Annotated in this window: 18 protein-coding genes; 6 read left to right on the forward strand and 12 right to left on the reverse strand. The window is 70.6% G+C overall.

The annotated features are described in order from the left end of the window. Nucleotides 1-25 precede the first annotated feature (25 nt). Together HLK59_RS00205 and HLK59_RS00210 are read left to right on the forward strand one after the other, a co-directional pair. Complete coding sequence (locus HLK59_RS00205; RefSeq protein WP_171139055.1) at nucleotides 26-3,628, forward strand: DUF4082 domain-containing protein; 3,603 nt, start codon at nucleotides 26-28, stop codon at nucleotides 3,626-3,628. A 56-nt stretch (nucleotides 3,629-3,684) separates the two neighbouring features. After that, a complete protein-coding gene (locus tag HLK59_RS00210) occupies nucleotides 3,685-4,731 on the forward strand; it encodes a glycosyltransferase (protein WP_171139056.1) in 1,047 nt (348 codons plus the stop codon). Nucleotides 4,732-4,748: 17 nt separating this feature from the next. On the opposite strand, the gene HLK59_RS00215 is transcribed toward HLK59_RS00210, so the two are convergent. Continuing rightward, nucleotides 4,749-5,438, reverse strand: coding sequence for a hypothetical protein (locus tag HLK59_RS00215; protein WP_206326593.1), 690 nt, complete (start codon nucleotides 5,436-5,438; stop codon nucleotides 4,749-4,751). A gap of 77 nt (nucleotides 5,439-5,515) precedes the next feature. On the opposite strand from HLK59_RS00215, the gene HLK59_RS00220 reads away from it, so the two are divergent. Together HLK59_RS00220 and HLK59_RS00225 are read left to right on the forward strand one after the other, a co-directional pair. After that, nucleotides 5,516-7,549, forward strand: a complete 2,034-nt coding sequence (locus HLK59_RS00220) for an O-antigen ligase family protein (RefSeq protein WP_171139057.1) — start codon at nucleotides 5,516-5,518, stop codon at nucleotides 7,547-7,549. Next, nucleotides 7,546-8,445 (forward strand): glycosyltransferase family 2 protein, encoded by a 900-nt coding sequence (locus HLK59_RS00225; RefSeq protein ID WP_171139058.1) that lies wholly within the window; start codon nucleotides 7,546-7,548, stop codon nucleotides 8,443-8,445. Before HLK59_RS00220 ends, HLK59_RS00225 begins: the two co-directional genes overlap by 4 nt. An 82-nt stretch (nucleotides 8,446-8,527) precedes the next feature. On the opposite strand, the gene HLK59_RS00230 is transcribed toward HLK59_RS00225, so the two are convergent. The 11 genes from HLK59_RS00230 to HLK59_RS00280 all read right to left on the reverse strand — a co-directional run bounded on the left by HLK59_RS00230 (nucleotide 8,528) and on the right by HLK59_RS00280 (nucleotide 19,778). Further along, complete coding sequence (locus HLK59_RS00230; protein WP_171139059.1) at nucleotides 8,528-9,505, reverse strand: class I SAM-dependent methyltransferase; 978 nt, start codon at nucleotides 9,503-9,505, stop codon at nucleotides 8,528-8,530. Then, complete coding sequence (locus HLK59_RS00235; protein ID WP_171139060.1) at nucleotides 9,505-10,176, reverse strand: class I SAM-dependent methyltransferase; 672 nt, start codon at nucleotides 10,174-10,176, stop codon at nucleotides 9,505-9,507. The genes HLK59_RS00230 and HLK59_RS00235 overlap by 1 nt, the downstream gene beginning before the upstream one ends. A 39-nt stretch (nucleotides 10,177-10,215) precedes the next feature. After that, nucleotides 10,216-11,025 carry a glycosyltransferase family 2 protein gene (locus HLK59_RS00240; RefSeq protein WP_171139061.1) on the reverse strand — a complete coding sequence of 270 codons (810 nt, stop codon included), beginning with the start codon at nucleotides 11,023-11,025 and terminating at the stop codon, nucleotides 10,216-10,218. Next, nucleotides 11,022-12,143, reverse strand: coding sequence for a hypothetical protein (locus HLK59_RS00245; RefSeq protein WP_206326594.1), 1,122 nt, complete (start codon nucleotides 12,141-12,143; stop codon nucleotides 11,022-11,024). Before HLK59_RS00245 ends, HLK59_RS00240 begins: the two co-directional genes overlap by 4 nt. Nucleotides 12,144-12,153: 10 nt before the next feature. Then, complete coding sequence (locus tag HLK59_RS00250; RefSeq protein ID WP_171139063.1) at nucleotides 12,154-13,701, reverse strand: oligosaccharide flippase family protein; 1,548 nt, start codon at nucleotides 13,699-13,701, stop codon at nucleotides 12,154-12,156. Then, nucleotides 13,664-14,530, reverse strand: a complete 867-nt coding sequence (locus tag HLK59_RS00255; RefSeq protein WP_171139064.1) for a Wzz/FepE/Etk N-terminal domain-containing protein — start codon at nucleotides 14,528-14,530, stop codon at nucleotides 13,664-13,666. Before HLK59_RS00255 ends, HLK59_RS00250 begins: the two co-directional genes overlap by 38 nt. A gap of 51 nt (nucleotides 14,531-14,581) precedes the next feature. Continuing rightward, nucleotides 14,582-15,715, reverse strand: coding sequence for a UDP-N-acetylglucosamine 2-epimerase (non-hydrolyzing) (wecB, locus tag HLK59_RS00260; protein ID WP_171139065.1), 1,134 nt, complete (start codon nucleotides 15,713-15,715; stop codon nucleotides 14,582-14,584). Nucleotides 15,716-15,718: 3 nt separating this feature from the next. Then, nucleotides 15,719-16,978: a nucleotide sugar dehydrogenase gene (locus HLK59_RS00265; RefSeq protein WP_171139066.1), complete on the reverse strand. Its 1,260-nt coding sequence runs from the start codon at nucleotides 16,976-16,978 to the stop codon at nucleotides 15,719-15,721. Then, complete coding sequence (locus HLK59_RS00270) at nucleotides 16,978-17,748, reverse strand: WecB/TagA/CpsF family glycosyltransferase (RefSeq protein WP_171139067.1); 771 nt, start codon at nucleotides 17,746-17,748, stop codon at nucleotides 16,978-16,980. The genes HLK59_RS00265 and HLK59_RS00270 overlap by 1 nt, the downstream gene beginning before the upstream one ends. Next, nucleotides 17,745-18,908 (reverse strand): hypothetical protein, encoded by a 1,164-nt coding sequence (locus HLK59_RS00275; protein ID WP_171139068.1) that lies wholly within the window; start codon nucleotides 18,906-18,908, stop codon nucleotides 17,745-17,747. The genes HLK59_RS00270 and HLK59_RS00275 overlap by 4 nt, the downstream gene beginning before the upstream one ends. Before the next feature lie 270 nt (nucleotides 18,909-19,178). Then, on the reverse strand, nucleotides 19,179-19,778 hold the full coding sequence (locus HLK59_RS00280; protein WP_171139069.1) for an acyltransferase: 600 nt from the start codon (nucleotides 19,776-19,778) through the stop codon (nucleotides 19,179-19,181). A gap of 666 nt (nucleotides 19,779-20,444) precedes the next feature. Between HLK59_RS00280 and HLK59_RS00285 the strand changes: the two genes are divergently transcribed. Next, a complete protein-coding gene (locus tag HLK59_RS00285) occupies nucleotides 20,445-21,374 on the forward strand; it encodes an ABC transporter ATP-binding protein (protein ID WP_171139070.1) in 930 nt (309 codons plus the stop codon). Continuing rightward, nucleotides 21,374-22,201, forward strand: a complete 828-nt coding sequence (locus HLK59_RS00290) for an ABC transporter permease (protein WP_171139071.1) — start codon at nucleotides 21,374-21,376, stop codon at nucleotides 22,199-22,201. Before HLK59_RS00285 ends, HLK59_RS00290 begins: the two co-directional genes overlap by 1 nt. The last annotated feature ends 5 nt before the right edge of the window (nucleotides 22,202-22,206 follow it).

The following is a 22,206-nucleotide window of genomic DNA, read 5'->3' on the forward strand; positions in this document are numbered from 1 at the left end:
TGCACAGCACCGCTGAGAGGTACACATGAACAGATGGGGCAGACGGCTCCGGGGCGGGCGCCTCGCCGTCGCAGCAGCATTGATATGGGCGGTGCTCCCACAGGCCGTACCCGCCCAGGCGGCGTCCGATCCCTGCGGAACGGGCTCCAACGCGATCGTCTGCGAGAACTCCAAGACGGGCAGCCCGATGTCCGACTGGTACTCGCCCAACTCCTACGGTGACATCAAGGGGTTCACCACCAAGGAGAGCGTTCAGGCCGGTGACACCGTCCAGTTCAAGATCCAGTCGCCGGTCACCTACCGCGTGGAGATCTACCGACTGGGCTGGTACGGCGGCGACGGCGCGCGCCTGATGTCGACCGCGACGCAGGCGGCCACCACCTACCCGGCCAACTTCACGACGAATCCCGCCAGTTGCACCACCAAGGCCAGCACCGGCCTGGTCGACTGCGGCAACTGGCCCGTGACCGTGAACTGGACCGTGCCCAGCGACGCCGTGTCCGGTCTGTACATCGCGAACCTGACGCAGACGGACGGCGACGGCCTGATGCCGTACCCGTTCGTCGTCCGCAAGGACTCCAGCACCTCCGACATCGTCGTGCAGACCAGCGACCAGACCTGGCAGGCCTACAACGACTACGGCGGCCAGGACCTCTACGGAGGCACCGGGCCCGCGCCGGACGGCCGCGCCTACGAGGTCAGTTACAACCGGCCGCTGGACATCGGCGGCGACAACGGCATCTACGGCTCCGAGTTCATGATGCTGTCCTGGCTGGAACGCAACGGCTACGACGTCAGCTATCTGTCCGGCGTGGACGTGTCGACCCATGGCGACACCCTGCTGGAGAACCACGACGTCTACCTGTCCTCGGGACATGACGAGTACTGGACGCAGAGCCAGTACGACAACGTCCTGGCGGCCCGCAAAGCCGGAGTGCGGCAGGCCTACTTCAGCGGCAACGAGGTCTTCTGGAAGACCCGGCTCACCCCGAGCATCGACGGCACCAGCACCTCGAACCGCACCCTGACCTGCTACAAGATGACCAAGATGGTGCAGGGCAACGGCATCGCCGACCCCAGCGGCCAGTGGACCGGCACCTGGATGGACCCGACCAGCACCCAGTACGGCATGGACTACCAGCCGCCGAACATCCTCACCGGCTCCATGTTCACGGTGAACGGCTACCGCGCCGACGCGATCACGGTCCCCGGCTCGTACGGCAAGAACCGGCTGTGGCGCAACACCTCCATCGCGAACCTCACGTCGAGCCAGACCGCCACGTTCCCGACGGGCACCCTCGGCTACGAGTGGGACAGCGACATCGTCAACAGCACCAGGCCCGCCGGCGCGATCCACCTGTCGTCCACGACGGTGGACATCGACGACGGCAAGTACCGCCTGGACTGGGGCAACATGTACGGCAACGGGACGGCGACGCACAACCTCGTCGAGTTCCGCGACCAGGACTCCGGCGCCCTCGTGTTCGGGGCGGGCACCGTGCAGTGGTCGTGGGGTCTGACCAACCTGCCGACGTACGACCCCGACGACGTGGTGGTCACCGAGGACGCCCGCATGCAGCAGGCGACGGTGAACGTCCTCGCCGACATGGGCGTCCAGCCGCAGACCCTCCAGAGCAACCTCAGCTCGGCCACGGCCTCCACCGACACCACCGGGCCGACCATCACCGTGTCCAGCCCGGCCTCCGGAGTCACCGTGCCGGCCCTGAAGCCGGTCACCATCTCCGGCACCGCCAGTGACTCAGGCGGCGGAGTCGTGGCCCGCACCGAGGTCTCCACCGACGGCGGAACCACCTGGAACGCCGCCACCGGACTGACGTCCTGGACCTACAGCTGGACACCGACCACACCGGGCAGCGCGTCGATCAAGGTGCGCGCGGTGGACGACAGCGTCAACATCGGCGCCGTCACCACCATCCCGCTGACCGTCGGCCCGCAGGCCTGCCCCTGCACCATCTGGCCGGCCACGGCGGTACCCGGCACTCTCAACGCGGGTGACGCCGGTCCGCTGGAGCTCGGCGTCAAGGTCCGTACCACGGTGGCCGGTTCGATCACCGGTATCCGTTTCTACAAGTCGCCCGCCAACACCGGCACCCACACCGGCAGCCTGTGGAGCGCCTCCGGCACCCGCCTGGCCACCGGCACCTTCACCAACGAGACGGCCTCCGGCTGGCAGCAGCTGAACTTCGCCACCCCGGTGACCGTCAAGGCCAACACCACCTACGTCGCCTCGTACTTCGCCCCCAACGGCGGCTACTCCTACGACGGCGGCTACTTCTCCGGCGACTCCGCGGGCCTGGCCCCGCTCACCGCCCTGAAGTCCGGCACCGACGGCGGCAACGGCGTCTACAAGTACAGCTCCACCAGCGCGTTCCCGTCCTCGGCGTCCTCGGGCAGCAACTACTGGGTGGACGTGGTGCTGGACACCGCGACGGCCAGTACGACCCCGCCCGTCGTCACCTCGACGTCCCCGACCTCGGGGGCCACCGGCGCGGCGATCACGACACCGGTGTCGGCCGTCTTCGACCACGCCATCGACGGCGACACGCTGACGTTCACCGTGAAGGACCCCGGCGGCAACACCGTGCCGGGCGCCAAGACGCTGCCCGCGTCGAACAAGGCGACCTTCACCCCGTCGACGGAACTGGAGCTGAACACCACGTACACCGCCTCGGTCCAGGCCGAGGACCTGTGGGGCAACGCCATGACGGCCCCGGTGACGTGGAACTTCACCACCAGTTCCACACCGCCCGCGGTCACCTGCCCCTGCTCGCTGTGGAACACCTCCACCGTGCCGGCCAGGACCGCGGTGACCGACGACCCCAACTCCCTCGAACTGGGCACCCGCTTCCAGTCCTCGGCGAGCGGCTGGGTCACCGGCGTCACCTTCTACAAGGGCGCGACCAACACCGGCACCCACACGGGCAGCCTCTGGTCGGCCGGCGGGACGCTCCTGGCCTCCGGCACCTTCACCAGCGAGTCCGCCTCCGGCTGGCAGACGATGACCTTCGCCACCCCGGTGGCGATCAGCGCGGACACCGCGTACGTCGTCTCCTACCACGCGCCGAACGGCAACTACGCGGTGGACGGCGGCTACTTCGCCTCGGCCCACAAGTCGTATCCGCTGACCGCCCCCGCCGACATCAGCACGGCCCGCAACGGTCTCTACCGGTACGGCAGTGACGTGGCCTTCCCCAACAGTTCCTACGGATCCGCGAACTACTGGGTCGGGCCGCTCTTCACCGCCGAGGACCCGTCCGCGGCGCTGACGTCGGGCACCACGTCGGAGGAGACCGCGTCCCAGCTGGCGCGCACCGCCGACGCGTCGCACCCTCTGATCACGACACTGCCCAGCTCCACGAAGGTGGGGTCGGTGAAGGCGAAGCTGACCATCCTGCCGGGCGCCAAGGCCGCGGTCGCCAGGAAGCTTCACGTCAAGGCCGTCCTCAACTACGACCGGGCCACCCACAAGGTGTCCGTCCATCTGTCCGCCCCGCTGCCCGACGGCACACGGTTCAAGATCACGGTCACGGCCCGGGACAAGAAGCACCACACGGTCAAGTCCCATGACTGGACCCTGACCAGCAAGACCGTCCGCAAGAAGCACTAGTGCGCACCGGTGCCGGCCTCCTCGGGGGCCGGCACCGGGGATTGGCCTCATCACCGATGTCCACCGTCAGTGTCGTGATCCCCTGCTACAAGTACGGCGACTTCCTCGCCGACTGCGTCGGCAGCGTCCTGGACGAGCAGGACGGCGTCGACGTCCGGGTCCTCATCATCGACGACGCCTCGCCCGACGACTCGGCGGAGACCGCACGCAAGCTGGCGGCCTCCGACCCGCGGATCGAGGTCCGCGTCCACGAGACCAACAAGGGCCACATCGCCACCTACAACGAGGGCCTCCTCGAATGGGCCGACGGTGACTACGTAGCACTCCTGTCCGCCGACGACCGCCTGGTCCCCGGCGCCCTGGTACGCGCCGCCGCGCTCCTCGACGCCCATCCGGAGGCGGGGTTCGCCTACGGACGTCCCCTGCGCTTCCAGCACGGCGGTCCGCTGCCCGAGGCCCGTACCAGCGGCACCGGTTCGGTCGTCTACCCCGGGCACTGGTGGCTGGAGCGCCGCTTCCGGGAGGGCACCGGCTGCATCACCTCACCCGAGGTGGTCGTCCGCACCAGTCTCCAGCGCGAGGTGGGGGGCTACGACCCCGCGCTCCCGCACGCCGGCGACATCGAGATGTGGATGCGGCTCGCCGCCCGCGCCGACGTCGGCTACGTACGCGGCGCCGACCAGGCCTTCTACCGCGTCCACGGCAACAACATGTCCACCACCGACTTCGGCGGCCAGCTCGACGACCTCCGCCAGCGCCTGGTGGCCTACGACTCCGTGCTCGACAAATGCTCCGACCTGCTGCCACAGGCCGACCGGCTCGCCGGCGCCGTGCACACCCGCCTCGCCCGCTTCGCGCTGCGCCGTGCCTACCGGGCCTACGACCGGGGGCGCACCGACGTCGTCCCGGTCGACGAACTCGTGGCGTTCGCCGAGGAGTGCCTGCCGGGCTACGCTGCGCTGCCCGAGTACCGCGCACTACGGCTCAGACAGCGGATCGGAGCCAAGGCGATGCCGTATCTGCAACCGCTCGTGTGGTCGGCCGTGGCCGAGCGCGGGCGGGAGTGGCTGTGGTGGGAGTCGTGGAAGCGCCGCGGGATCTGATGACCTCGCCGCACGGCTCAGCCCGCCACCGGAACCCCGCCGGCCCGGGAGAACGGCTCCGGTTCCTGTTCCTGTTCCTGGGCAGTGTCCCGCCTGCTCCCGCGACCCGGCGCGTACCGGTCGAACCACAGCGCGCCGAGGATCGCCGCGAGCCCGCCCAGCAGCGCCGTACCCGCCAGCGCGCGGCTCTTGGTGCCCTGCACCTGGGCGGCGCTCGGCGTGACCAGCACGGACGCGTTGATCCGCGACTCCGGCGCGATCCCCTGCGCCTCCTGGATGTCCGACACATGCCCGGCGTAGACGTCGATGATCCGGCGGACCGCGGTGTCGGCCGCGGCCGGATCGCCCCCGCGAGCCTGCACCTGCACCGAGGGGATCAGATAGCGGGGCGTCGCGCTGGTGCCGCTGTTGCGCGGGATCAGCTGGTAGGTGCCGTGGACACCGGCGGAAGCCAACTCCTCGCGTCCGGCGGGCGATTCGAGCTGCTGGATGACGCCGTACGAGAGCGTGGCGAGCGGCGGCTGGAGATTCGTCAGCTGGTTGGGCTGGTTGCCCGTCACCGGCGGCTTGAGGACGACCACCGCCGAACTCAGGTACACCGGGGTCGGGCGCAGCACCGGATAGGCTGCGGCGGCCGTCAGCAGGAGCACGAGCAGCGACACGTACCAGCGGCGGAGCAGCGCTTCGGCGACGTCACGAGGCGACACAGGGATTCCTTCCGTCGGCCTCGATCCTCGCAGGCGCCGGGGCGGGCCGCTACCGAATCACACCGGGGAGAGTTCTCATGAGCCTGGGCGACATCTGGGCGATCATGTGCAGGCGCTGGTACTTCATGGTGCCCCTCACCCTGCTCAGCCTTCTCGCGGGCGGCTATCTGTACCGGACCGTCCCCGTCTCCTACCAGTCGCAGAGCTCCGTCACGCTCCTGGACTCCACGGCGGTCGCCGAGTTGGCGCCGACCTTCGGCAACCCCATCTCGAACGCGGGCGGTTCACTGGTCGTCACGGCCGACGTGCTGATCAGGACGCTCCAGTCGAGCGAGTCGGCCAAGGAACTGCGCTCCCGAGGCGTCACGGACCGGTACACGGTCGGATTCGCACCGGCCGCCGACAGCCCGCTGCTCACCCTGAGCGTGACCGGCACCGACCGGGCGAAGGTGCTGGAGGAGACCACCACCCTCACCGAGTTCACCGGGGAGCAGCTCAAGGCCCTGCAAGCGGCCTCCAAGGTGCCGACGGGCTACCTCGTGCAGGCCGCGCCGGTCGTGCTGCCGCAGACACCGGTCTCGCAGCCCAAAGCCCGCTACCAGAACATCGCGTCGGTCGTCATCGTCGGAGTCGTCAGCGCGTTCCTGCTGTCCATCCTGGCCGAAGGCGTCGCGGTGGTCCGCCGCAGGGGACGCGCCCGGGACGGATACGTCCCCCGCCGCCATCGCGCCAAGCCCCCCGAGCGGGCCCCCAGGGGCCTGCTGACGCGGAGACTGGACGCCACGACGATCCTCACCGGCTATCTGGCGCTGGCCTTCTTCGTCCCCTCCAACCTCACCCTGCCCGCGCTGGGCGGCGTCGGCACCCCGGCCAACGTCTTCGCCCTGCTGGGACTCCTCTGGTACCTCGCGACCTGGCTCGGCGGCCGCATCCGCCCGGCCGAGGGCACCAGGCTGCCGCGCGTGGCGATGTGCCTGCTCGCCGTGGCGGTGCTCCTGTCCTACGTCGCCGACGCGACCCGCGAGAGCACCCACGAAGAGGTCCTCGGGGCCGACCGCGGGCTCATCGGGCTCGGGGTCTGGGTGGCGCTGGTGGTGCTGGCATCGGCCGGCATCCAGGAACGCGGCCGACTGGAGACCCTGATGCGCCGGCTCGTCGTCCTGGGCACGGTGGTCGCCCTCATCGGCTACTACGACTTCTTCGCCGCGACCAACATCGCCGACTCCATCCACATCCCCGGCCTCCAGTCGAGCACCGCGGGGATCAGCGCCATGGACCGCGGCTCGTTCACCCGGCCGCGTTCCACCACGGCCCATCCGCTGGAGTTCGGCGGAATGCTGGCCATCCTCGTGCCCTTCGCCGTCCACCAGGCGTTCGATCCGGTACGCCGGCACGCCGGCGCGCTGCGCCGCTGGGCCCCGGTGGCGATCATGGCGGGCGCGCTGCCGCTGACGGTCTCCAGGACATCCATCATCGGCGCGCTCATCGTGATCCTGGTGATGGTGCCCCGCTGGAAGCCGCAGCGGCGCTGGGCGGCGATCGCCATCATCATGGGCTCGGTGGCCGGCTTCAAGGTGATCATCCCCGGGCTGATCGGCACCATCACCAACCTGTTCGCGAGCTTCCTGTCCGGCTCCGACAGCAGCACCCAGGCACGCACCGTGAAGTACAGCGCGATCGTCCCCTACCTCGACGAACACCCCTGGTTCGGACGGGGGTTCGGCACCTTCACGCCCGACCTGTACTTCTTCACGGACAACCAGTACATGCTGACCCTGGCCGAGATGGGCATCGTGGGCCTGGTCGCGGTGCTCGCCCTGTTCATCACCGGAATACACACCGGTGGCACCATCCGCCGCCTCGCCCGCACCGACTCGGACCGCGAGCTCGGGCAGGCCTTCCTCGCCTCCGCGCTGGTCGCGCTGGTCATCAGCGCCACCTTCGACGCGCTCAGCTTCCCCATGTACGCCGGGATGTTCTTCCTGACCCTGGGGGCCGGCGGCAGCTACCTCGGTTTCGTCCGCCGCGAGGCCGCTGCGGCGGCGGTCGAGGTCCCCGCCCCCCGTAAGCCGTCCGAAGCCCAGCTCCCTGAACTCGTGGAGTCCCGATGAGCCCCGTCGCCGTCATCGTCGTCACCTGGAACAGCGCCTCGGTGCTCCCCGGGTTCCTCGCCGCACTTCCCGAGGGCATGGCAGGCCTCGACTGGCGGCTGGTCGTCGCCGACAACGACTCCGCCGACGACACCGTGGAGGTGCTGCGCGAGCTGGCGCCGGACACCACGATCGTCCAGACCGGCCGCAACGCCGGGTACGCGGCCGGGATCAACGCCGCGCTGGGCGCGGCCGGCGAGTACAGCGCGGTGCTGATCTGCAATCCCGACATCCGGATGCGCCAGGGCTGCGCCAAGCGCCTCGTCGACAACCTCGGCGACGGGGTCGGGATCGCCGTACCCCTGCTGTACGAGGAGGGCAGCGCCACACCCCATCGCTCGCTACGCCGTGAGTCGACCGTCCTGCGGGCGCTCGGCGAAGCCGTGATCGGCAACACCCGGGCCGGCCGGTTCCCGGCCCTCAGTGAACTCGTCACCGACCCCGCCGCGTACCGGCACCCCACCCGGGCGGACTGGGCGACCGGCGCGCTCATGGCGATATCGGCGGACTGCCTGACCGCGTGCGGCCCGTGGGACGAGTCGTTCTTCCTCTACTCGGAGGAGACCGAGTACTGCCTGCGAGCGAGGGACCGGGGCTACGCCACCCAACTGGACCCGACAGCCGAGGCCGTCCACCTGGGAGGCGACTCCCAGGTGTCCCCCCGCCTGTGGACCCTGCTCACCCTCAACAGGGTCCGCCTGTACCGAAAGCGCCACGGCGCCCTGGCCACGGCGGCGTTCCGGGCGGCGGTGCTGCTCCGCGAAACCTCACGCGCGGCGCTGGGCCGCAAGGCGAGCCGAGCGGCGGCAGCAGCTCTGGCCCGACCGGGCGCTCTGCTGACAACGCCGGGCCCGTAGATGTCCTCAAGGGGCGCGGGGCTGTGTCAATATGCGGCTCCGCCGCGTGAGCGCGACCAGCCCCCACGCACCCGCAGTCGCACTACGACCGAACCCGGCACACCATCGCGACGAAATCGTGCCCCACATCAGAAAGCGCCGCGTCCTCCGCGGCGAAGCACCGCTCCAGCAACGCCAGCGTCTCCGGCTCCTGATCACGGAAGTTGTGCGCGATCCCCGAGAACGCGATGTGCAGCACCGTCCCCCCGTACGGCCGCTCCTCGACGACGTCGAACTCGCGCCGCAACCCCGGCAGCAGCGCCGCCGCGTCGACCGCCTCGGAGGGATCGTCCAGCACCATCGACAGCCTGCTGGGCCGCACCACCCGCCGCTTGATCCGACCGTCGGCCAGCCGCCGCCGCTCCTCGGGGAGCTGGGCCAACAGGGCGTTCGCCGCCTCCAGTTGGCCGTCGCTCCACTGGAACCGGGTCGGGCCGACGAACTCGTCGACCACGAATGTCCCATCGGGTTCGAGCAGCCGGGACAGCCGCGGCAGCGTCTCGTCGAGGTGGTCGAAGTGGTGCAGTGACTGAAGCCCCAGCAGGACGTCGAAGCGTTCCCCGTCGGCGGCCATCCGGTTGACGTCGGTGACCCGGAAGCGCAGGACGTCGGAGAGGCCCTCCTCGGCGGCGGTCCGGGTGGCGAAGTCGATCCGCTGCTGCGCCACGTCCACGCCCTCCAGGAGGGAGAACGCGCCGGTCCTCGCCCAGAGCAGCTCGTTGCCGCCGGTGCCGCAGCCCAGCGAGAGGCCGCGCAGATCGGTGCGCGGCGCGAAGTGCTTGGCGGCCACGTACTGGGGAAAGGACGTGTCCGCGTCGCCGGTCATCAGCAGGTTCCACCGTTTGATGACCGACGGTATCGCCCACCACTCGGTCAGCGACGGGTCGACCTGGGACCAGTGCTGGACCACGCGCGCGCCGCCGCGCACCCGGAGTTTGGCCAGCACCGGGTTCAGGTCCAGCTTGCGGACCTTGCGCAACAGCCGGTCGGCGTCATGTCTGTTGACGAGGTTGTTGAGCATCAGCGCTCCGTCCGTACGGCGATGAGCGACTTCGGGGCCCCGAGCACCCGCTCGCTGAGGAGCACCGAGTCGGGGAACAGGTAGCGCATCTCGGTGCGGGTCAGCAGCTCGATGTTGATCACCGCGTTCATCGCCGACTCCGGGCTGTCGGGGCGGCTGTGGACCAGCGGCCAGCGCCGTACCAGACGGGCCCTGGCGGCCAGCGGCAGGAACTGGAAGCCGGGCGCCACGAAGTGCGGTTCGACGGGGAAGTAGCGGTAGGGGGTCTGGATCCAGTGCCGCGGGGCCAGTTGCCCGACGGCGGCGACGAACCGCTGCCGCTGGCTGTGGCCGCCCACGTGCTCGATGGTCGAGTTGGAGAACACCAGGTCGTAGCCGCCCTTGGCGCTCAGCTCGGCGGCGACCTGCGGGTCGGTGACGTCGGCGACCTCGGTGGTGATCCAGTCGGGCACGTCGGAGGGGTGTTCCTCCAGGTTGATCAGGTGGACGTGCTTGGCGCGCACCGGTGCGCGCAGCCACATCTCGGCCGTGCCGCCCAGGTCCACCACGCTCATGTTCTCGATACCGGGGAAGCAGCGCCGGAACCGCTCCCAGCGGGCGACGCGCATGCGTTCGCCCAGGGAGCCGGGCGCGTCGACGAACTTGTTTCTGAGGGCCCGGGATCGGGGCATCGGATCAACCACCTGTGGTCGGAGCGGACTGTGGCAGCGTCAGCTGGGCTGACGCCATTGCGTGTAGAAGCTGGCCGGGTTCATCAGGTACCGGACGGTCGGGTGCGGCACATGGCGCACCCGGTACCGGCGGCCGTAGCGGCGGATCAGCTCCCAGTCCTCGCGGGGCAGCACCTGAGGTGTGCGGCGCAGCCGGCTGAAGCGCAGGGAGCGATTGCGGCGGGCGACGAAGGCGTTGGTGTCCAGGAAGGCCTCGCGGGCGGCGCGGCGGCGGTCGTAGGGCACCGACAGGATGTCGTTCTCGGTGCCGTCGGGCCGGACGCGGCGCAGTGCCGTGTAGACGCCGTCGGGTCCGCCGGGGGAGTCCAGGACCGCCAGCGCCCGTTCCAGATGGTCGGGTTCCCACAGGTTGTCGTCGTCCAGGAACGCCACGTACCGCGAGCGGGTGAGACGGATGCCCACGTTGCGCACGACGCCCGCCACCGCGGTGTTGTGGGCCAGTGAGACGGCGAACAGCCGTGGGTCGGTGGGGAGTTCGGGCAGTCCGGCGCCGTCGTCGACCACGATCACGACCTGGTCGCGCACGGTCTGGTCCAGGGCCGAGCGCACCGCGGCACGCAGCGCCTCGGGGCGTCGGTGGGTGGCGATGACCGTGGCGACCAGCGCCGCGGGCGGTGCGGACAGGGCGGCGGCCAGCCGTCGGATCTCGGCGTCCTCGATCCGGCGCAGCCGCACCGCGGAGGGGGCCAGCAGGACCTTGTTCCTGGCCTCGAAGAGCACCAGCCAGCCGAACACCGCCTTCAGCAGCGTCCAGGGCGCCCGCGCGAGACGGCGCGCGACGCCGTTCACGAGGCAGGCTCCGGCTGGACCGGACGGCCGTCGGACAGCCGGTTGTTGCGCCACACGTTCCCGGTGCCGCCGTGGTTCCAGTGCGCGACCACTCCGTATCCACCGGAGGCGGGGTGGTACTCGGTGGAGAAGATGTTGTCGGTGACCTTGATCCCGGTGGCGCCCGTGGAGCCGCCGTACAGGGCGTACGCGCCGCCGGCGATCCAGTTGTCGTCCACGGTGACGTTGCGGACCACCCCGGTGTCCGCGAACAGGCCGATGCTCCCCGAGGCGCCCTGTTTGAGACTGGTCGCGTTGAGCAGGGTGTTGTGGCGGATGATCAGATGGCCGGTGTTGCCGCCGCCGCTGATCACCGCGTTGGTGTGCTGCCACTCGCCGCCGAGGTTGATGAACGGCTCGATGTCGTGCACGTAGTTGTCGTGCAGATTGCCCTGCCCCATGGAGAGGGCGTCGCCGAACACCGAGACGTCGCACCAGCCGACCTCGATGGAGCTGCCGCCCATGTTCGACACCGCGTAGTCGACGCCGCCGTTGTCCGGCCCCTTGCCGGGGACGGCCGTGATCTCCGTGTGCAGGACCTTCAGGCCGCTGAACCCGGGACGCAGGTTGATGCCCCACCAGCTGTCCGAGGTGATCCTGCTGTCGATGACGGTGACGTTGTTCGCGTAGATGTCGAGGGCGCCGGTGATGTCCTGGCCCCGGATGACGAGCCCGTCGGTACGGATCGCCCAGTAGCCGGTCTTCTTGGGTTTGAGGGCGATCCTCGGTCCGGTGGTGTCGGCGTCGGGGAACCCGCAGGCGCCGGGAGAGGCGCAGTCGACCCTGGACGCCGGGGCGCCGGACGCGCCGCCGGCGCTCGCGGTCGCGGTGGGCTGCTTCGTCGGGGAGGACGAGGGGGAGGGCGAGGCGGCGGGGCGGTCCGTCGCCTCGCCGACCGCGGTCGACGCCGCGGCGCTCGGCGAGGGTGCCGGGGACCCGCTCGTACGGCAGGTCGGCCCGTCCCCCGGGCACTTCGACGAGGACGTCCGCTCCGATCCCGAGCAGGCCGCGCACAACACGGCCACCAAGGCCGCGAACAGCAGTCCCGTGAGCGAGGTACGGCTGATGCGCCGTGACATCGGGTTCACCTCAAGTCCTGTTGGGTGGGCCGACCGGTGCGGTGGACCGGTGGCGGCCGCGCTGGGGCCGGTCGCCGCCGCCACCGCCGCGCAGGAAGTCGCGGCTGGGCAGGATGCACAGCGTGTAGCCGGCCAGGGCGAGCGTGCTGAGGGCGAGCAGCGCGAACGGACCGTCGCCGAACGGGTGCTCCAGGCCGAGGATGATCGCGGTCATCACGGCCCCGCCGAGGAAGGGCCACGCGCAGGCCCTGGCGATCAGACCGACACCGACGCCACCACGGCTGAGGGCGTACAGGAACACGGGCACCACGATGCCGCCGCCGACCAGGACATGGGCCTGGGCGGCGCCGACGATGCCGTTCAGGTGGGCGCCGACGAGGAGCACCGGGATCAGGGTCACCAGCCACAGGCCCTGCACCATGAAGAGCGAGCGGCGCTGTCCGATCGCGATCAGACAGTCGTAGGCGAGTTCGCTGCCGATACGGATCAGACCGAGGGCCATCAGCCAGGGCAGTGCCGCGGCGGCGGGCGCCCAGTGGCGGCCGTAGATCAGCTCGATGGCCGGTCCCGCGAGGCCGGCCAGCAGGACGCACAGCGGGACGGTGGCGGTGACCACCACGCCCAGGGCACGGCTGAAGCCCTGGGCGAGCGCCTCGGGCGTCTCGGCGAGGCGCGAGAAACCGGCGAAGGAGACCCGGCGGACGGCCTCGGAGATGATCCGCACCGGCCAGCCGGAGATGTTGAAGGCGAGCACGTAGAAACCCAGCGCCACGTTGCCCAGCGTCGCGCCCACCACCATGGTGTCGACGTTGACCACCGCGAGGGCCAGCAGGCTCGCCCCTGCCAGCGGCAGCCCGAACCGCAGGAGTTCCCTGGCCTGCCCGGGGTTCCAGCCGTACTTCAGGGTGCCCGGTGCGGCCAGGCAGCAGCCGACCAGCGTCACGAAGTTCCCCGTCACGGCTCCCCAGGCGAAGCTCATCGCGCCCCAGCCCTGGAAGGCCAGGATCAGGGTGAGCGAGGTGCTGATCACGAAGTTGAGTCCGTCGATGATCATCCGCTTGCCCTGGGCGAAGTCACGGGTGAGGAACTGGGCGGGCACCGCCGCCACCCCGCCGATCACCACGCACAGGCACATCACCCGCAGGACGCCGGCGGCGTCCGGCGAGCCGAGCAGGTCCGCCACCGTCGGTGCCGCCGCGAACAGCGCCACGTACAGCAGGCCGCTGGAGAGGGTGCTGAGGGTCAGCACGGTCGGGGCGAACCGCCGCGGGTCCCCCTCCCAGCGCACGATGGCCAGGCTCACGCCCAGTTCGTTCGCGGAGAGCAGGACCAGCAGCACGGTCTGGGCGATGCCGTACACGCCCCACTCCGCGGGGCCCAGGGCGAAGCGCGCCAGCACGATGCCGGTCGCGAAGTTGCCCAGCCGCATGACAACGGTGTTGATCAGGCTCCAACGGGCCGCCGAACGGACCTTCTTGCCGAGGGAGGCGGGAGCCGCGGGAGCCGGGGTGTCGCCCGGTTCAGCGGTCCCGCTGTCCGGTGTGCGAACGCTGTCCACTGGTCGACTCCTCGTCGAGCGGCTCGGCGGCGGGTGCCATGACGACGGCGGACCGCCCCGCTTTCGTCTCCGCGGCAGGTCTGTTCCCGGCGGACCGTGCCCAGGCGGGCGGTGTACGCAGCGCCATCGTCTGTTCCACGACCGACTCCTCGGAGACCGGGCCGGGGGCGGGGGCGCGGGATCCGGTCGTCGGCTCCGGGGCTTCGGCCGACTCCGTGACCTCCCGGGGGTGCGACCGGCGGCGCGCCTCCACGTAGAAGACGGCGACCAGGCTCAGCACCAGGCCCAGGCCGCCGGCCATGATCATGTATTCGAGCCGGGTCTTGGTCTGCGCGACCGGCGGCTGCGGGGACACGATCGTGGTCAGCCGGATCCTGGCCTTCGTGGCGACCGACTGGTCCTCCTGGAACTGCGCCAGCCGCTCGTCCGCGTACGAGGTCAGGATCTTGTCGGAGGCCAGCACGGCACGCCGGTCGGTGCCCGTGACGGTGAGCCACATCAGCGGCCCCTGGGCGTTGTCGGCGAGCTTGGCCTCGAACGTGCCGGTCGCGCCACGGGACTTGAGCTCGCGCACGGAGTCGTCGGAGTTGAGGTTGCGGGCCAGGCTGTCGGCCATGCCGGTGAGCGAGGTCTGGGTGCTCAGGAACGGGTTGCCGTCGTAGGCCTCGGTGGCCTTCTCCGAGTTGAGCAGGATCACCGTGCTCTGCGACTGGTACGTGACGGGAACCACCAGCGTCACAGCGACCGTCAGGCCCACGGTCAGCAGCAGCCCGGGCAGCAGGATGTACCAACGCCTGCGCATGACCCGGAAGATCTCAGCGAGATCCATGATGGTCCCCCCTAGCGACCAGATGTTCGACGAGCATATGTTTCAGGCGGATCATATGGGGAGCGACGGGTCACCGGGTCTCGGCTGGTCAGTGGGTCTGGGACGGGTGTTCGCGGTGCCTCCTGCCAGCAGCACCTCGGCGATGCGGTCGCTCGCGAGGCCGTCCCACAGCGCGGGCCGGCGCGGTGCGGGAGGCTCGTCCAGCACGCGGTTCACCGTGGCCACGATGCGGGCCGGATCCCGGCCGGCCAGCGCGTTGGTGCCCTGCTCGACGGTGATGGGCCGTTCGGTGTTGTCGCGCAGGGTCACACACGGCACGCCCAGCGCGGTGGTCTCCTCCTGCACCCCGCCCGAGTCGGTGAGCACGACACGTGCGGAGTCCTGGAGGGCGATGAAGTCCAGGTATCCGGCGGGCGGTACGAGTCTGATACCGCCGGGGACGCCGATCTCGGCCAGCCGCTCCGCCGCCCTCGGGTGCACGGGCAGCAGCAGCGGACAGCGGCCGGCGATCTCGCCCAGCGCCTTCAGGAGCCCGGTGAGGACCTCGGGGTCGTCCACGTTGGCGGGGCGGTGCAGGGTCACCAGCCCGAACTCGCCCTTGGCCAGACCGTATCGACCGAGGATGTCCGAGGCCCTGGCCCGCTCCAGGTTGGTCAGCAGTGTGTCGATCATGACGTTGCCGACGAGGTGGATCTGGTCCTCCCGGTACCCCTCCGCGCGCAGGTTCTCGACCGCGTCCGGCGAGGGAGCCAGCAGGTAGTCGCTGACACGGTCGGTGGCGACGCGGTTGACCTCCTCCGGCATGCCCCAGTCGCGGCTGCGCAGACCGGCCTCGACATGGGCGAGCAGCGGCCCGGCCTTGGCGGTGACCAGGGCGCAGGCCAGCGTGGAGTTGATGTCGCCGACCACCACGACGATGTCCGGTTCCACCTCGGCGAGCAGCGGCTCGAAGGCGGTCATCACCCGGCCGGTCTGCTCCGCGTGGCTGCCGGAGCCGACCCCGAGGAAGCGGTCGGGCGGCCGGATGCCGAGGTCGGCGAAGAACACGTCGTTCATGGCCGGGTCGTAGTGCTGGCCGGTGTGGACGAGGACCACCTCGGCGCCCCGGCGTTCCAGGGCGTCCATCACCGGTTTGATCTTCATGTAGTTGGGGCGGGCCCCGGCGACGCAGACGATGCGCGGCATGGTTCAGAGCACCTCGATCGTGGGTCCCGACGGCAGCCGGCGGCGGCAGTCCAGGACGAAGGGGGCGTGTTCGGCGACGAGTTCGTAGTCGAAGCCGTCGTGGTCGGTGAGCAGGACCACCACATCGGCGGCCGACAGCTCCTCGGGGGTGGGCTCGACCCGCACCAGACGGGTGTCCACCGGCAGACTCTCGACCACATGCGGGTCCGCCGCCCTGACCTGCGCCCCCATGTCGAGCAGCAGTTGGGAGATGCGCAGGGCGGGCGACTCCCGGGCGTCACCGGTGTTCTTCTTGTACGCCAGACCGAGCAGCAGGATGCGCGAGCCGTTCACCGAACGGCGTCTGGCGTTGAACAGGTCGCTGATGCGGCGTGCCACGTACTCGGGCATGTGGTTGTTGATGTCGTTGGCCAGCTCCACGAACCGGAAGCTCTGGCCCAGCTCGCGCTGCACCCGCCAGGACAGGTACGAGGGGTCGATCGGCAGGCAGTGACCGCCGACACCCGGTCCGGGCGTGAACTTCATGAAGCCGAACGGCTTGCTGGAGGCGGCCTCGATGGCCTGCCAGACGTCGATGTCCAGGTGGTGCGCGAACATCGCGATCTCGTTGACCAGCGCGATGTTCACATGCCGGAAGGTGTTCTCCAGGAGCTTGGCGAGCTCGGCCTCCTTGGGCGAGCTCACCGGCACGGTGGTGTCGACGAGTTCGTCGTAGAAGTCCCGAACGGCCTTGAGGGAGGCGGGGTCGACGCCGGAGACGACCTTCGGAGTCTCCTGGAAGCCCCAGACGGCGTTGCCGGGGTCGATGCGCTCAGGGCTGTAGCCGAGGTGGAAGTCGGCGCCCGCGGCCAGGCCCGAACCGTCCTCCAGGAGCGGGCCGAACAGCTCCTGGGTGGTGCCGGGATAGGTGGTCGACTCCAGGACCACGGTGGCCCCGGGGCGCAGATAGCGGGCGAGGGTGACCGCCGACTCCTTGATGTACCGCAGGTCCGGAGTGCCCTCGTGCAGCGGGGTCGGCACGGTCACCACCGCGACGTCGAACCCCCCGCAGTCCCGGGCCGACTCGCTCGGGCGGTAGGTGCCGTTGTCCAGCGCCGCGCGGATCCGCTCGGAGGAGACGTCCTCGACGAAGGACTCACCGGCGGCCAGGCTCTTGATCCGCCGGGCGTCGACGTCGTAGCCGATCACCTCGTGTCCGACCTCCGCGGCGCGGATGGCCAGCGGCAGACCGACGTATCCCTGTCCCACCACGACGACACGCATCAGTGACTCCTGTTCGCGGAAGCGGCCTGCGGGGTGGGCCGGATGAACTCGCGCGCCGTCATGAGGACGAAGGCGGCGTTGGTCGTGAGATAGCGCCGGCCCAGGCGGCGCGGCTCCTGGAGCGCGCGGTAGAGCCATTCGAGCCCCATGCGCTGCCAGGCGGCGGGGGCGCGCTTGGTGATCCCGGCCAGGATGTCGAAGGAGCCGCCGACCCCGTGCACGACCCGGGCGCCGGTGCGCGCGCCGTGGGCGGCGGTGAAGATCTCCTTCTTCGGCGAGGTCATGCCAAGGAAGAGCATCTGGGCACCGCTGTGCGCGATGTCGTCCGCGATGTCTTCCTGCTGGGAGTCCTCGAAGTAGCCGTTGCGGCTGCCGGCGACCTTCAGGGCGGGGAAGCGGTCGGCCACCCGGCGCACCATCTCCTCCAGTACCTCCTGCCTGGCACCCAGGAAGTACACCGACATGCCCGCCGACTCCGCCTCGGCGAGGAGCCGCAGGAACAGATCGATGCCGGCCACCCGTTCCGGCAGCGGGGCGCGCAGCACCCGGCCGGCCCAGACCACGGCCTGTCCGTCGGCGACGACGAGATCGCACCCGGACACCGCCTCGGCGAGCCTGGGGTCGCGCCGCATGTTCACCAGCTTCGCGGCGTTGACCACCCCGACCTCCAGCCGGCGGTCCTCCCGGACCGCGTCGAGGCAGCGTGCCACGGTCTGGTCCATGGTCAGTGGGTCCAGCTCCACCCCGAACAGGGTCCGGCGCTCGCTCATATCCGGCCCCCCTGCCAGGCGTAGAGCATCCAGCCGAACTCGTACGGCCGGCATTCGCGGTCCACGGACAGCGGGCGGTACACCCGGTCCAGGGACTTCAGCCGCAGGCCCGGCGCGAGCCGGGTGCCGAGGCCGCGGGCGGCGCGTACGGCCTTCTTCGGGTCGCCCCGGTAGACCTTGCGCCAGGTGGCGCCGAGCTCGTCGAGGATCAACGGCTCGTGTCCGGCGCCCAGTTCGGGCACGTCCGACATCCAGCGCAGGCCCTTGCGGATCGACGGGCCGAAGTCGCCGCCGCCGGCGTCGGTGAGGTCGAACAGGGCGGTCGGTGCCATCGCGTGCTGGTGGACGCTGTAGACCGGGTAGCCCTCCACGACACCGCCGGTGCGCGCGTCGTAGTGCCACCACCACTGCCCGCCGTCGCCCTGGAGCTCGCAGATGCGCCGCGCGCACGCCTCGGACGCGGCCAGCGCCTCGGGGTCGCCGCCCTGGTCGTCGCTGGCGTGGGCGCGGGCCAGGGCCTGGAGCGGGTACGTCTGGTCGGCGAAGCAGGCCACATGCGCCCGGTACCAGGGCACCAGGCCGGGTCCGGTCGCGTGCGGGAACAGCGGGCTGTCGCCGATGCGGGCCCTCAGCAGACGGTCGCGGGCCGCGGTGAAACGTCTCTCCACGTCGACCGTGTCGCGAGCGGCCGCGAGAGCGGACAGCACCCATGCCGCCTCGACGGTGTACTGGGGCCGGCCCTCCTCGTCCAGTGCCTCGACCCGGGCGAGGGCGTCGGAGAGTTTGGGGTGTCCGGTCTCGGCGGCGGCCCAGGCGATGAGCGCCGCGTCACCGAGGTTGGTCACCGCGGGCAGCGACTCGATCAGCAGACCCGTGAACTCCTGGGCGGTACGCCCCGCGAGCACCGCGCGCTGGCGGTCCTCGGGGAGGAACTCGACCCCCAGCGCGGTGATGGCCGCGTACCGGGTGCTGGTCCCGCGCCGCTCCAAGGTCCAGGAACCGTCTGGGGCTTTGCTCCCGGACATGGTGAAGGAGAAGGCTTCACCACCCGGGAGCAGCATCTCCGGAAGCCCCAACTCGGCTACGGAGAGCAGCCGTTGGGCGAGCGAGAGCAGCGGCGGATCCTCGTGGCCGAGAGCCGCCAGACGTGTGATGGTCATCTTCTGGGCACACCAACCCCCCTGTGGGTCCTTTTTTGCGCAGACTGGGATCGCCGCTGGCACGGATGGCCATACGGCGGAAGAAGGCGGACGTCAGGCGCCGGAGTGGTCGTCGCTCCTGGCAGCAGGCATACGTGTCCCCACCCTGTAACCCCCCCTGGGCACTACTGGTTCGTGCGCCTATTGTGCTCGGTCTGCACAGATCGCACACACGTTATGCCTGTAGATGTTCGATGATTTGCGTTTTTAGGGAAACAACGGAAACGGGAGTCATGCACGGGCCACGAGTTCGCTGTCCTTCTCGTCGTACAGCTCGCCCGTCTCGGGGCACTCCCACACGCCCGACTCGCCTTCCCGTTCGGTCAGTCGTACGCCGGCCCGGCCGACCCAGCCGATGCGGCGCGCCGGAACGCCGGCCACGAGCGCGAAGTCGGGCACGTCCCGGGTCACCACGGCGCCCGCCGCGACGAGCGCCCAACGGCCGATGCGTACCGGGGCCACGCACACCGAACGGGCCCCGATCGAGGCCCCCTCGGCCACCACGACCGCCACGGCCTCCCAGTCGCCGCCGCGCTTCAGCCGGCCCTCCGGGTCCACCGAGCGCGGGAAGTAGTCGTTGGTGAAGACCGCCGCGGGGCCGACGAACACGCCGTCGGCGAGGACCGCGGGTTCGTAGACCAGCGCGTAGTTCTGGAGCTTGACGTTGTCGCCGATCCGTACGCCCGGGCCGACATACGCCCCCCGGCCCACGATGCAGCCGCTGCCCAGCCGGGCGTCCTCCCGTATCTGGGCCAGGTCCCAGACCGTCGTCCCGTCGCCGATCGTGGCCGTCTCGTCGACCTGGGCGGTCGGCTGGATCCTGGAGCTCATCGGGAGGGACCTCTCTTCTCGAACAGGACTGGAAACGTCGCCCCACCAGGGTGGGCGCGGGAGGAAGGCCCCGTCACGACGAGATCTGGACCTTGCCGCGATCGCCCGGGGCGTGGCGGCGGGCGACCGGCTCGCGGGAGTCACCTCGGCATCGCGGCCGACGAGGCGGAACTCCACCCACGGGACGCCGCGCACCAAGGAGTGGCGCGGCACGATCGAGTACGCGGTCTCGCCGTGGCCGGCCGGAGCGAAGAGATGCGCGCCCGCCGGCGGAAGGCCGCTCCGGGGGCACGTGGGATGCTCCTCCGGGCCGATCGCCCGGGTGCCCGCGACGGGTGCGAGTCGCTGGACCGACGTACCGGTGACGGTGCGCGAACGGGTACCTGGGCCACCGGACAACAGGAGTGCCTTCACGAGATCACCATACGTACGCCGCGCTCACCGAAGAAAGGATTCGGCGCAGGTCGGCCGGTTCGTGCGGCCCGGGCATCCCGTGTGCCCCGGTGAGGTCATCCTGGAGGCTGACCCGGCGTTGGTACCGCGGTACCAGTGGCCGCGCGAAGTGACCTCCGCGGGCCCAGGGACGGGTGCGAGGGCGCCCCTAGCGTGAGTGGGGACAGACGTCACGGGCCCGCCGTGGCGGTGCGACGCGAAAGACGACGCCCGATGATCGAAGTACGCGACCTGACCAAGCGGTACGGGGACAAGACAGCCGTCGACTCACTGAGTTTCACCGTCAAACCGGGCGAGGTCACCGGATTCCTCGGCCCCAACGGCGCCGGAAAATCCACGACCATGCGCATGATCATCGGCCTGGACGCACCGACCGGCGGCACGGCCACTGTCAACGGCCGCCACTACGCGCGGCACTCCGCACCGCTCCAGGAGATCGGCGCCCTGCTGGAGGCCAAGTCGGTCCACCCGGGCCGCTCGGCCGTCGGCCACCTCATGGCCCTGGCCCACACCCACGGCATCCCGCGCCGCCGGGTCGACGAGGTCATCGAGCTGGCCGGACTCACCAGCGTGGCCGGAAAACGCGTCGGGGCCTTCTCCCTCGGCATGGGCCAGCGCCTCGGCATCGCCGCCGCCCTGCTCGGCGACCCGGCCGTCGTCATGCTCGACGAACCCGTCAACGGCCTCGACCCGGAAGGCGTGTTGTGGGTACGCAACCTGCTGCGCTCCCTGGCCGACGAGGGCCGGGCCGTGATGCTCTCCTCGCACCTGATGAGCGAGACCGCCCTCATCGCCGACCACCTCGTGATCATCGGCCGGGGCCGGCTGCTCGCCGACACCACGGTCGACGACTTCACCCGGGAGGCCGGGGGCGGCGGAGTGAAGGTCGCCACCACCGAGCCGGTCAAACTGCGCGCACTGCTGGCCGGGCCGGACGTCGTCATCTCCTCCAGCGCCACGGAGGAACTGGTCGTCTCCGGACGCGGCTCCCGCGAGATCGGCGTCATCGCCGCCCAGCACGGAGTGCCGCTGTACGAACTCACCCCCCAGTCCGTCTCCTTGGAGGAGGCGTTCATGGAACTCACCCGTGACGAGGTCGAGTACCAGAGCGCCCCGGCCGGGACCGCCCGGAAGGCCGGCTGATGACCGCCCCGACCCTCACCGTCGTACGCCCTCCCTACAAGGTCACCGGCCGTCGCGTCCTGCGCGCCGAGTGGGCCAAGTTCTGGTCGCTGCGCTCCAGTTGGATCACCCTGGGCGTCGCCCTGCTCCTGCTGATCGCCATCGGCGCGATCGCCTCCGCCACCTACAGCCCCGACGCCGTCGCGGGCGACGGTCCGCCCGGACCGGGCGGCGGCGCGGCCAGTGACGCCGTCAGCCTGGCCCTGACCGGACTGACCTTCGCCTCGCTGGCGATCGGCGTGCTCGGCGTGCTGGTCTCCGCGGGCGAGTACAGCACCGGCATGATCCGCTCCACCCTGGCCGCCGTACCCAGGCGACTGCCGGTGCTGTGGTCGAAGAGCGCCGTCTTCGGATCCGTCGCCCTCGTCGTCACGACCGTCGCCGCGCTGGCCGCCTTCACGCTGGGCGGCCTGGGCCTGGACGGCGAGAAGATCGCGCTGTCCCTCGGCGACGACGGGGTGCTCCGCAGCCTCGTGGGCGCCGGCCTCTACCTCGGCCTGGTGGCCGTGTGGGGCGTGGCCCTGGGCGCACTGGTGCGGTCCACCGCCGGAGGCATCGCCATCCTGGTCGGCGTCCTGCTCATCCTGGGCGGCCTGGCCACCCTGCTGCCCGACTCCTGGGAGGACACCATCACGCCCTACCTGCCGGGCAACGCAGGCGGTGCCGTCTACGCCCTGCACGAGTCCGCGGACTCCCTCAGCCCCGGCGCGGGCCTCGCGGTCTTCGTCGGGTGGGTGGCGCTGACGCTCGCCGGCGCCGCGTACCGGCTGGCCCGGACCGACGCCTGACCGGC

The organism is Streptomyces sp. S3(2020), from assembly GCF_013044505.1.
GTDB lineage: Bacteria > Actinomycetota > Actinomycetes > Streptomycetales > Streptomycetaceae > Streptomyces.

Coding starts and splice junctions, on each gene's coding strand:
- HLK59_RS00285 (WP_171139070.1), top strand. CDS start 20,445: ATGATCGAAGTACGCGACCTGACCAAGCGGTACGGGGACAAGACAGCC.
- HLK59_RS00235 (WP_171139060.1), bottom strand. CDS start 10,176: ATGCCCCGATCCCGGGCCCTCAGAAACAAGTTCGTCGACGCGCCCGGC.
- wecB (WP_171139065.1), bottom strand. CDS start 15,715: ATGCCGCGCATCGTCTGCGTCGCCGGGGCCCGCCCCAACTACATGAAG.
- HLK59_RS00270 (WP_171139067.1), bottom strand. CDS start 17,748: ATGAGCGAGCGCCGGACCCTGTTCGGGGTGGAGCTGGACCCACTGACC.
- HLK59_RS00290 (WP_171139071.1), top strand. CDS start 21,374: ATGACCGCCCCGACCCTCACCGTCGTACGCCCTCCCTACAAGGTCACC.
- HLK59_RS00210 (WP_171139056.1), top strand. CDS start 3,685: ATGTCCACCGTCAGTGTCGTGATCCCCTGCTACAAGTACGGCGACTTC.
- HLK59_RS00230 (WP_171139059.1), bottom strand. CDS start 9,505: ATGCTCAACAACCTCGTCAACAGACATGACGCCGACCGGCTGTTGCGC.
- HLK59_RS00225 (WP_171139058.1), top strand. CDS start 7,546: ATGAGCCCCGTCGCCGTCATCGTCGTCACCTGGAACAGCGCCTCGGTG.
- HLK59_RS00245 (WP_206326594.1), bottom strand. CDS start 12,143: ATGTCACGGCGCATCAGCCGTACCTCGCTCACGGGACTGCTGTTCGCG.
- HLK59_RS00255 (WP_171139064.1), bottom strand. CDS start 14,530: ATGGATCTCGCTGAGATCTTCCGGGTCATGCGCAGGCGTTGGTACATC.
- HLK59_RS00205 (WP_171139055.1), top strand. CDS start 26: ATGAACAGATGGGGCAGACGGCTCCGGGGCGGGCGCCTCGCCGTCGCA.
- HLK59_RS00220 (WP_171139057.1), top strand. CDS start 5,516: ATGAGCCTGGGCGACATCTGGGCGATCATGTGCAGGCGCTGGTACTTC.
- HLK59_RS00265 (WP_171139066.1), bottom strand. CDS start 16,978: ATGCGTGTCGTCGTGGTGGGACAGGGATACGTCGGTCTGCCGCTGGCC.
- HLK59_RS00280 (WP_171139069.1), bottom strand. CDS start 19,778: ATGAGCTCCAGGATCCAGCCGACCGCCCAGGTCGACGAGACGGCCACG.
- HLK59_RS00275 (WP_171139068.1), bottom strand. CDS start 18,908: ATGACCATCACACGTCTGGCGGCTCTCGGCCACGAGGATCCGCCGCTG.